The 10638-nt window shown below is 73.0% G+C and carries 8 protein-coding genes; 4 read left to right on the plus strand and 4 right to left on the minus strand.

Annotation, left to right across the window (positions count from 1 at the left end):
• A partial coding sequence (locus AF1_RS35460; RefSeq protein WP_067806943.1) for a hypothetical protein occupies nt 1-613 on the plus strand: 613 nt, incomplete at its 5' end.
• A 46-nt stretch (nt 614-659) separates the two neighbouring features.
• Here the strand turns inward: AF1_RS35460 and panB are convergent.
• Nucleotides 660-1511: a 3-methyl-2-oxobutanoate hydroxymethyltransferase gene (gene panB / locus AF1_RS29985; RefSeq protein ID WP_067806946.1), complete on the minus strand. Its 852-nt coding sequence runs from the start codon at nt 1509-1511 to the stop codon at nt 660-662.
• A 281-nt stretch (nt 1512-1792) separates the two neighbouring features.
• On the opposite strand from panB, the gene AF1_RS29990 reads away from it, so the two are divergent.
• Nucleotides 1793-3913: a SpoIIE family protein phosphatase gene (locus AF1_RS29990; protein WP_255218850.1), complete on the plus strand. Its 2121-nt coding sequence runs from the start codon at nt 1793-1795 to the stop codon at nt 3911-3913.
• A 57-nt stretch (nt 3914-3970) separates the two neighbouring features.
• Here AF1_RS29990 and AF1_RS29995 read toward each other — a convergent pair whose 3' ends face one another.
• Nucleotides 3971-5755 (minus strand): NAD+ synthase, encoded by a 1785-nt coding sequence (locus AF1_RS29995; RefSeq protein WP_067806954.1) that lies wholly within the window; start codon nt 5753-5755, stop codon nt 3971-3973.
• A gap of 32 nt (nt 5756-5787) precedes the next feature.
• Nucleotides 5788-7047, minus strand: a complete 1260-nt coding sequence (locus tag AF1_RS30000) for an MDR family MFS transporter (RefSeq protein WP_242608871.1) — start codon at nt 7045-7047, stop codon at nt 5788-5790.
• A gap of 54 nt (nt 7048-7101) precedes the next feature.
• Here AF1_RS30000 and AF1_RS30005 point away from each other — a divergent pair, with 54 nt between their 5' ends.
• A complete protein-coding gene (locus tag AF1_RS30005) occupies nt 7102-8115 on the plus strand; it encodes an ArsR/SmtB family transcription factor (RefSeq protein WP_067806958.1) in 1014 nt (337 codons plus the stop codon).
• Here AF1_RS30005 and AF1_RS30010 read toward each other — a convergent pair.
• A complete protein-coding gene (locus tag AF1_RS30010; RefSeq protein WP_242608870.1) occupies nt 8067-9089 on the minus strand; it encodes a terpene synthase family protein in 1023 nt (340 codons plus the stop codon). The two genes, AF1_RS30005 and AF1_RS30010, sit on opposite strands and share 49 nt — an antisense overlap.
• A 274-nt stretch (nt 9090-9363) precedes the next feature.
• On the opposite strand from AF1_RS30010, the gene AF1_RS30015 reads away from it, so the two are divergent.
• Nucleotides 9364-10638, plus strand: a 1275-nt coding sequence (locus AF1_RS30015) for a glutamine synthetase family protein (RefSeq protein ID WP_067806961.1), incomplete at its 3' end; no start/stop codon positions are given.

Consider the following 10638-nt stretch of genomic DNA (forward strand, 5'->3'; position numbering starts at 1 on the left):
CGTGCTGATCAACGGGGGAGCGGGCGCCGGTTCGCTGCTGCTTCTGCACACGTTCGGCTGGAAGTTCGGCGTCCGGTCCCCCGAGGTCGCGGGGGCGACGCAGGTGCTCGTCGCGAGCCTCGGCTCGATGATGGTGTTCCGCAGCGCGGTGTTCACCGTCCGGGTCGGGGACGAGGACGTGGCGGTCGGGCCGAGCACGCTGCTGACCTCGCTGCTCGCCGCCGCCGACCGCGGCGTGGACCGCATGCAGGCCAAGACCCGCGCACAGGAGGCGGGCGAGATCATGCGCGGCGTGTCGTTCGCGAAGTCGCGGCTCGCGCTGCCGACGTACTGCCTCGGGCTGCTGCAGAACGTGTCCGCCGAGGACCAGGCCGATCTGCGCACCGCCGTGGACGCCCTGGCCGGCAGCGAGATGACCGACGGGCAGATGGCGCTCAACCTCGGGCTGCTGCTGATGAACGTCGCCGGGCCCGACGTGCTGCGCTCCGCGGTGGAGACGCTGCGCGCCGAGATCATGGCCGACGACCCCGACGGGCATCGCGTCCCGCCGCCCCGCGGCGGCCGGGTCCGCGAGGCCCGCCCCGAGCCGGTCCGGGGCGGGCCCGACCGGTGACCGGGCCCGCGGCCCGGCCGGTGCGACGGCCGGGCCGCGCGGCGGCTCAGCGGTAGGAGTGCTCCGGCGCGGGGTAGGCGCCGCTGACGACCTCTTCGGCGTAGGTGCGTGCGGCCTCGCCGAGCAGGGTGTTCATGTCGGTGAACTTCTTGACGAACTTCGCGGTGTGCGGGGTGAGGCCCGCCATGTCCTGCCAGACCAGGACCTGCGCGTCGGTCTGGTGGCCGGCGCCGATGCCGATCGTCGGGATCGACAGCGACGAGGTGACGCGGGCGGCGAGGTCCTCCGGCACGCATTCGAGGACGACGGAGAACGCGCCGGCGGCTTCGAGGGCCTTCGCGTCCGCCATCAGCTCCTCGCCGTCCTGGCCGCGGCCCTGCACCCGGTAGCCGCCGAAGACGTTCACCGACTGCGGGGTGAGGCCGAGGTGGCCCATGACGGGGATGCCGGCGGCGACCATCGCCTCGGCCTGCGGGATGATCCGGCGGCCGCCCTCCAGCTTGATCGCGTGCGCGCCGGTCTCCTTGAGGAACCGGGTGGCGGCCGTCAGCGCCTCCTTGACGCCCGTCTGGTACGAGCCGAACGGCAGGTCGGCGACGACCATGGCGCGCTTGGAGCCGCGGACGACGGCCGCGGTGAGCGGGATCAGGTCGTCCACGGTGACGGGGATGGTGGAGTCGTAGCCGTAGACGACCATCGCGGCGGAGTCGCCGACGAGCAGCACGGGGATGCCGGCCTCGTCGAAGATCCGCGCGGTGAGCGCGTCGTACGCGGTGAGCATCGGCCACTTCTCGTGCCGCTCCTTGGCGGCGGCGATGTCGCGTACGGTGACCCGGCGTCCGCTCGTACCGCCGTAGAGCGCGGTCGGCTGCGCTGGGGATGCAGCAGAAGAAGACATGCGAGAACCTCCGGTCTTGAGGCGCCACGGTGGCGTACCCAGACGGAACCGATCGTGCCACTTCGAAAACGATTCGGGTACCCCTCGCGATTCCCCGATTTCCCGTGCCGCGCCCCGCAGGCGATGACTCCGAGGCACCGGAACCGCCCCGGAATGACGCGCGGACGACGGAAGTGACGCAATTTCGGCACGGTAGGCGTGATCTTCTCCCCGTTCGGCTGTGTCATGCCCCATACTGGCGCTGGGTAGTGCTAAATGACCGGCTGTCTGGAGCGCGTCAGGTGAGATCCGTCATGGCGCCGCAAGGCGATGCGCCCGCCACCGATTCCGCGTCCCGGACCCTTGTCCTGGGCATAGACGGTGCCAGGCGGATCGTGCAGTGCGGGCCGAACGCCCGGGCCGTCCTCGGCCGGGCCCCCGAGGACCTGATCGGCCGTCCCGCCACCGACCTGGTGGGGGACGAGGCGAAGGCCGAGCTTGAGGCGCTCCTGGAGGCGAACGACCAGGAGCGCAGCGGCGTGATGTCCGTGCTGCGCGGCGACCAGGGCGCCTCCGCCCTCGTCACCGTGCAGCCGATGATCGGCACCGGCCCGGACGCCGCGCCCGCCGCGCTGCTGTTCATCCGGGTGGAGCTGCCGCCCAGCGAGCGCTACCAGGACCCGGCGCTCATGCGCCGCGCGCTGATGGACGACCAGCTCACCCGGTTCGGCGCGTCCCTCGACCTCGACCAGTCCGCCCGCGGCCTCGTCGAGGTCGTCGTCCCGCACTACTGCAACGCCGCGTCGGTGCTGGTGCTGGAGAGCCTCGTCGCCGCCGACGAGGTGCACACCGAGACCGGCTCGGCGGTGCTGCGCCGCATCGCGGTCACCTCCGACGACGGCAACCCGGCGTGGACGTCCACGTTCCCCGTCGGCGAGGTGCTCGTGTTCCCGGAGGGCACCCCGTACCGGCAGGTCATGGAGACGGCCCGGCCCGTCCACCTGCGGCACATCCCCCTGGACGAGGCGACCGAGATCGGCCGGCTGTGGCGCCGCGGCCCGGCCGGGGAACTGCTGTCCGGCGTGTCGATGGTGCTGCTGCCGATGATCGCCCGGGACACGCTGCTCGGCTTCATCGCCTGCACCCGCGTCCCCGGGTTCCGCAAGTTCGACGCCTACGACGTCGAGATCGGCATGGAGTTCGCCAGCCGCGCCGCGATCGTCATCGACAACGCCCGGCTGTTCAGCCGGGAACGCGCGACCGCGCTGGCGCTGCAGCGCAGCCTGCTGCCGATGCGGCTGTCCGCGCCGTCCTCGGTCGAGGTCCGGCACCGCTACCTGCCCGGCAGCAAGCTCGTCGAGGTCGGCGGCGACTGGTACGAGTCGATCGCGCTGCCCGGCGCCCGCGTCGCCCTGATCGTCGGCGACGTCGCCGGGCACGGCGTCCGCGCCGCCGTCACGATGGGGCGGCTGCGCACCGCGCTGCACACGCTCGCGAACCTGGAACTGCCGCCCGCCGACGCCCTGCACGTCATGCACGAGCTGATGATCGAGCTCGGTGAGCAGGAACCCCACTTCGCCACCTGCGTGTACGCGGTGTACGACGCGACCACCGGCACGATCGAGATCGCCTCCGCCGGTCACCTGCCGCCGCTGCTGGCGGGCCCGACCGGCGACAACGAGTACCTGCAGGTCCCGCCCGCCCCGCCGCTCGGCGTCGCGGGCGGCGCCGCCATCGAGAGCCGCGAGTTCACCGTCGAGGACGGCAGCCTCTTCGTCATCTACACCGACGGCCTCGTGGAGAACCGCGGCCGCGACATCGACGACGGGCTCGCCCGCCTGCAGAAGATCTTCGGCCCGGACTCGGTCGACCGTCCCATGGAGGACCTCGCCAAGGCGACCCTCGCCGGCGTCTACGCCGACCAGCACCGCGACGACATCGCCGTCCTCATCGCCCGGCTGCGCCGCCTCCCCGAGGATCGCTACGCCTCCTGGACGCTGCCCGCCGACCCGGCCGCCGTCCGCCGCGCCCGCGGCCTCGTCCGCTCCCGGCTGCAGGAGTGGGGCCTGGAGGAACTCGACTACACCACCGAACTGCTGGCGTCGGAGCTCATCACGAACGCGCTCCGCTACGCGCCCGGCCCGATCCAGCTGCGCCTCCTGCTGGAGCGCACCCTCGTCTGCGAGGTGCTGGACCGCTCTGCCGCCCTGCCGCGCCTCCGCCGCGCCGAGGACGACGACGAGAACGGCCGCGGCCTCCTCGTGGTCAGCCAGCTCGCCCACCGCTGGGGCACCCGCCGCACCGCGGCCGGCAAGGTCGTCTGGTGCGAGCAGATCGTCCCGGGCATCGACCCCGACGCCTCCGAACAGGTCCCCGCATGGCCCGAGGAGACCTGGCCGGGCGAAAGCCATCACCGCGGTTAGCCCAGGGGGCAACCCCCCGGAACCCCTGCTACGGCCGAGGGGCTGAGGTTCTGGGGGCTACCTCTCTCGCCAGGCGTTGGTGATGGGGAGGCGGCGGTCGCGGCCGAAGTTCTTCGGGGTGATCTTGGGGCCGGGCGGGTACTGGCGGCGCTTGTACTCGGCCATGTCGACCAGGCGGATGACGCGGTCGACGAGGGCCGGGTCGTGGCCGGCGGCGACGAGGGCCTCGCGGCCCATGTCGCGTTCGACGTAGTCGGCCAGCATCGGGTCGAGGACGGTGTACTCGGGGAGGCTGTCGCGGTCGCGCTGGCCGGGGCGCAGCTCGGCGGACGGCTCCTTGACGATGATCGCCTCGGGGATGGGCTCGTGCCCGAACGGGTGCAGGAACGGCAGGTCGACGCCGGCCTGGGTGTTGCGCCACCGGGCGAGGTCCCAGACGGTGAGCTTGAAGACGTCCTTGATGGGGGCGAAGCCGCCGGCGGAGTCGCCGTAGAGGGTGGAGTAGCCGGTGGCGAGCTCGCTCTTGTTGCCGCCGGTCAGGACGAGGTGGCCGTGCTCGTTGGACAGGGCCATCCAGATGTTGGCGCGGATGCGGGCCTGCAGGTTCTCGGCGGCGAGGCCGTGCAGGTCGAGATGCTCCTCGAACGCCTCGACCATGCCGGAGATGGGCACGATCCGGGAGTTGACGCCCTGCCGTTTGACGAGGTCCTCGGCGTCCACGATGGAGCCCTCCGAGGAGTACCGGCTCGGGAGCAGGACGGCGTGGACGTTCTCCGGGCCGATCGCGTCGGAGGCGATGGTGGTGACGAGGGCGGAGTCGATGCCGCCGGACAGGCCGAGGACGACCGAGCGGAACCCGTTCTTGCGGACGTAGTCGCGGGTGCCGAGGACCAGGGCCGCGTAGATCTCGGCGAGGTCGTCCATGGGCTCGGCGGTGGTCTGCGGCCGCACCGGGTAGGCGGGCAGCGGGGCCGGGGTCAGGACGTGCCGGTCGATGGTGATCGTCGTGCCGTCGAGGGCGTCCACCGGGGTGCGGCCCGGCCGGGCGGACGGATCGGCGGCGGGCAGCGCGAGGTCGGCGACGAGGAGGTGCTCGACGAACTGGGGCGCGCGGGCGAGCGGGGTGCCGTCGGGGCCGACGATGACGGAGTCGCCGTCGAAGACGAGTTCGTCCTGGCCGCCGACCATGTTGACGTAGGCGAGGGCGCAGCCGGCCTCGCGGGCGCGTTCGGCGCACAGGTCGAGGCGGACGTCGTCCTTGTTGCGCTCGTAGGGGGAGGCGTTGACGGACAGGAGCAGACCCGCGCGGGACTCGCCCGTCACGCTGACGGGGCCGCCGTCCTGCCAGAGGTCCTCGCAGATGACGGTGGCGACGTCGACGCCGTGGACGCGGACGACGGGCAGCCGGTCGCCGCGCACGAAGATCCGGTACTCGTCGAACACCCCGTAGTTCGGCAGGTGGTGCTTGGCGGTGCGGACGAGCACCTCGCCGCCGTGCAGCCACGCGGCGGCGTTCAGCGGTGCCCCGGCGGGCTGCCCGGACCGGACGAGCCCGACCGCCCGGCGGTCCAGGTAGCCGGTGACGACGGGCAGGTCACCGAGGCCCTCGTCGGCGAGCCGGCGGGCGAGCCGCTCCAGGGCCCCCCGGCACGCCTCGACGAAGGACGAGCGCAGCGCCAGGTCCTCCACCGGGTAGCCGGACAGCATCATCTCGGGGAAGGCGACCAGGTGCGCGCCCGCGTCGGCGGCGCGCCTGCTCCATTCCACGATCAGGTCGGCGTTGCCGTCGAGGTCGCCGACGGTCGGGTTCACCTGCGCGAGCGCGATCCTGAGCTGTGCCACGCCCCAAGGGTAGAACGTCGGAGGCGGTTTCGTCACTTTGACGAGAAGGACGTGTCGAGGACCGCGGCGCGGCGCCGCCTGATCGCGGGGGCGAGCGCGAGCTGTGCCGCCGCCGCGGTGAACGCCAGGCCCGCGCAGGTCAGCCACAGCGTGATGGCTCCGCCCGAGCCGAGCAGCTGGGTGCCGCCGAGCGGCGCCAGCAGGAAGCCGCCCGACCACGCCATCCCGTACAGGCCGCCGTACCGGCCGCGCAGGCCGGCGGGCGCGAGATCGGCGACGACGGCCTGCAGGACGGCCGCGGCGGCGATCTCCCCGAGCGTCCACACCAGGATCGTCGCGGTGTAGGCGGCCACCGTCGACGCCAGCGAGGTGAGCCCGTAGCCGATCCCGACCAGGGCGAATCCCGCGGCCAGCACCAGGCTGTGGTCGCGCCGCGTCAGCCACGCGTTGACCAGCGGCTGGACGATGATGATCAGCACCCCGTTCGCGCCGATCGCGAGGCCGTAGGCCCGCGGGCCGAGCCCGTCCTCCTTCATGGCCAGCGGCATCGTCGTCATGCCCTGCATCAGGACGAAGGTGTAGACGAGGGTGATCAGCACGTAGCAGACCATGACCCGGTCGCGCAGCACCCGCCCGAACCCGCCGGAGTCCCCGGCACGGGCGTCCCGCGACCGCGTCTCGGGGACGGCCCGCCACACCAGGATCCCGAACCCGGCGCAGGTGAGCGCGTCGATCCAGAACAGCCACAGGAAGCCCTCCTGCGCGAGCGCCCCGCCGAGCACCATCGCGACCGCCCAGCCCAGGTTGACCGCCCAGAACAGCAGCCCGAACGCGCGCGGGCGGTCCGCCGGGGAGATGACGTCGGCGACCATCGCCTGCGCGGCCGGCCGGTACATGTCCAGCAGGACGCCGAGCAGCAGCGCCGCCGCGACGATCGCGGCGAACCCCTGCGCGTAGCCGAGCGCGAGCATCGCGGTACCGGTGCCGACGGTCGCGAGCGTCAGCGTCGCGCGCCGGCCGAGCCGGTCGGCGAGCGCGCCGCCGGCCATCTGGCCGCCGAGCGAGCCCGCGCCGAGCACCGCCAGCACCACGCCGGCCTGGGCCAGCGACAACCCCCGGGCGGTGGTCAGGTAGAGGCCGAGGAACGGCTCGACCATGGTGCCGAGCCGGTTGAGCAGCGTCCCGGCCCACAGCACCCAGAAATGCCGGGGGAGTCCGCCGACCCGCGGATGCAGGAACGCCGCGAGCCGCCCCGGAACGGGACCGACAGGAGTGTCTTCCAGAGTGGTCACTGCACGATGGTGGGCGCTCCACCGGGTGCGCGGTATTCATTTAGCCTGGGCTAAATGATTGAGTTCGTGTTCGCGCCGGACGATGTGGCCCGCGTCCGGTTCGCGTTCTCGCCGCTGTGGGAGATGGTGCTGAGCCTGCGGGTGCTCGGCGACCCGTCCGGGCACGCGCTGCACCTGCCCTGGGTGCACGCCGTCCGGCCCCGGCTGCGCGGGCTCGATCTGGAGCCGCTGCTGGAGGTGGTCCCGCCCACCGGGTACGCCCCCGACTTCCTGACCCCGCCGCCGGAGAGCCCGCTGCCCGACCTGGCCGCCGAACTGGAGACCGTCCTGGCCACTCCACCCGACGTGGTCGTGGCCGAACTGCTGAGCGGCGACCGGGTGCGGCGGCCGGGACGGCGGCGCGCGGAGATGGCCGCCGACCCCGGGCGCACCCTCCGGACGCTCGTCGGCCTCCTCGAACACTACTGGGCCGCCGCCGTCGAGCCGTTCTGGCCGCGCATCACCGACCTGCTGGAGGGCGACGTGCTGCGCCGCACGCGCGCCCTGACCGCGTCCGGCACCGCCGGGGTGTTCGGGGACCTGCACGAGACGGTCTCCTGGCGCGCCGGGACGCTGTCGGTCGAGCGGGCCTGGAGCTTCCGCGGCGAGCTCGCCGGACGCGGGATGCTGCTCGTCCCGAGCGTGTTCGTGTGGCCGAGCGTGTCGGTGATGGTGCCGCCCTACCAGCCGCTGCTCAGCTACCCGCCGCGCGGTGTGGCGACGCTCTGGGAGACCGGGCGCCCGGCCGGGGCCCGGGAGGAGGCGCTCGCCGCGCTCATCGGCCGCCGCCGCGCCGCCCTTCTGGCCGCGCTCGCCACCCCCGCGTCGACCACCGATCTGGCCGGGCGGCTGGGCGTGACGGCGGGTGCGGTCAGCCAGCATCTCGGTGTGCTGCGCGCCTGCGGGCTCGTCACCGGGCACCGGATGGGACGCCGTGTCCTGTACGTCCGCACGCCCGCCGGTGACGCCCTCGCCGGCGGTCAGGGCAGCGAGGCGAGCGCGTCCACGCGCGGCGTGCCGGGCTCGTAGCGGCCGGTCTCGGCGAGCCAGTCCAGGTGGGCGCGCGGGACGGCCAGCAGCACCGTGACGACCTGCGCGGCGGCGGCGCGCTGCGCGACGGTCAGCTCCAGCCGGTCGAGCATCGCGGGCAGCCGCCGCGCCGCCGTGCACGCCTCCTCCAGCCGGTCGGTGATCTTGCCGGTGACCGCCGCGGCGGCCTGCGCGGCGTCCAGCCCGTGCGCCCGGGACAGGACGGCGGGCAGGTCGTGGACGTCGCCGCGGGCCGACTCCAGATCGTGCGAGGCGAGGTCGTTGGACCAGGCGACGGCGTCCGCGACGCCGTCGGTGAGGGTCTTCCACGGGGGTGTGCGCAGCAGCCGCGCCGGCAGCTCGACCCCGAGGACCGGCTCGATCAGGTCGTACAGGAACGGCGCGCACGCCCGGCGGCGCAGCGGCGCGTACTCCGCCTCCGTCGGGACGTGCCGGATCCGGCGGTTGACCGCCTCCTCCGCGCACCCGTCCCGGTGCGCCTCCAGTCGCAGCCCGAACCGGCGCCGCCAGTCGCGGCTCATGCCCCTGGACGTGGTGGCGTGCCACAGCTCCACCAGCGCCGCCTCCAGCGGACGGGCACCCGGGCGGGGGTGGCCCCGCCGCATCGCGCGCAGCAGGTCGTCGTACAGGGCGTGCACGGCGCTGCCGCTGCCCGCGAACGGCGGCCGGTCCAGCGTGTCGTCCAGCGCGAGCGCCCAGGTCAGCCAGCGGGCGAACAGGTTCACGCCGGCGGGGCCTGCGGAGGGGAACGCGCGGGCGGCGAGCCGGCCGCAGCGGGCCCGGCCGAGGGGCGAGGCGTCCGGATCCGCGATTACCAGGCCCAGGTCGCGTGCCCAGCCCTCCACCTGCGCGCACAGCCGGCTCGACTCAGGATGCACGGCCGACGGGGTCGCCAGCGCGCTCACCCGGTCGGCCGTCGAGAGAAGAAGAGAGATGTCCACGGCCCTGCCCACGCTAACGATCACTTCGCCGGGCGAGCGGGACCGGCACGTCAAATCCCGGGAAACGGATCTCCATGAACGGTCATGGAACCGGCCGCCCCGATCCGGCCGCGACACGGATCGGGGAGGGTGAGTAGTCGGATATGTTCCGGTCAGCGGGAATGGTCAGGCGTAACGTCGCGGTAACAGCCGCCGGGCATACTTCGAGGTGGGCCGGACCGTCTCTCGCGGCCGGCATGAGTCCCCGCCCCATGTCGCCGGCAGGGCCGTATCGAGGGAGAAGGCTTTGGAGCGTCAGCAGGAGTTCGTGCTCCGCACGCTGGAGGAGCGCGACATCCGCTTCATCCGGCTGTGGTTCACCGACGTGCTCGGGTTCCTGAAGTCGGTGGCCGTCGCCCCCGCCGAACTGGAGGGCGCCTTCGGCGAGGGCATCGGCTTCGACGGGTCGGCGATCGAGGGCTTCGCCCGGGTGTACGAGGCCGACATGATCGCCAAGCCGGATCCGTCCACGTTCCAGGTGCTGCCCTGGCGGTCGGAGTCGCCCGGCGTGGGCCGCATGTTCTGCGACATCCTCATGCCGGACGGGGCGCCGAGCTTCGCCGACCCCCGGTACGTCCTCAAGCGGGCGCTGGCCCGCGCCGCCGACCTCGGGTTCACCTTCTACACCCATCCCGAGATCGAGTTCTTCCTGCTCAACGACCGGCCGGAGGACGGAAGCGAGCCCGAGCCGGCGGACGCGGGCGGCTACTTCGACCACACCCCGCACAGCGCCGCGCACGACTTCCGGCGCAACGCGATCATGATGCTGGAGGCGATGGGCATCTCGGTGGAGTACAGCCACCACGAGGGCGCCCCAGGCCAGCAGGAGATCGACCTCCGGTACGCCGACGCGCTCACCACCGCCGACAACATCATGACGTTCCGGCTGGTGATGAAGGAGGTCGCGCTGGAGCAGGGCGTGCACGCGACCTTCATGCCGAAGCCCTTCACCGAGCATCCCGGCTCGGGCATGCACACCCACATGTCGCTGTTCGAGGGCGACCGCAACGCCTTCTACGAGCCGGGCGCGGAGTACAAGCTGTCCAAGGTCGGGCGGGCGTTCATCGCGGGGCTGCTGCGGCACTCCGCGGAGATCACCGCGGTGTGCAACCAGTGGGTCAACTCCTACAAGCGGCTGTGGGGCAACGTCGGGTCGGCCGCCGGCGCCGGGGGAGAGGCCCCGTCCTACATCTGCTGGGGGCACAACAACCGGTCCGCGCTCGTCCGCGTCCCCATGTACAAGCCGCACAAGGGGCACTCGACCCGCATCGAGTTCCGGTCGCTGGACAGCGCCGCGAACCCGTACCTGGCGTTCGCGGCGATCCTCGGCGCCGGGCTCAAGGGCATCGAGGAGGGCTACGAGCTGCCGCCGGGCGCCGAGGACGACGTGTGGGCGCTGACGCCCGCCGAGCGGCGCGCCCTCGGCATCGAGCCGCTGCCGCAGAACCTGGACGAGGCGATCCACGCGATGGAGCGCAGCGAGCTGATGGCGGACGTCCTCGGCGAGCACGTGTTCGACTTC

Origin of the sequence: Actinomadura formosensis NBRC 14204 (genome assembly GCF_001552155.1) — a bacterium.
In the GTDB taxonomy this organism is placed as follows: Bacteria; Actinomycetota; Actinomycetes; order Streptosporangiales; family Streptosporangiaceae; genus Spirillospora; species Spirillospora formosensis.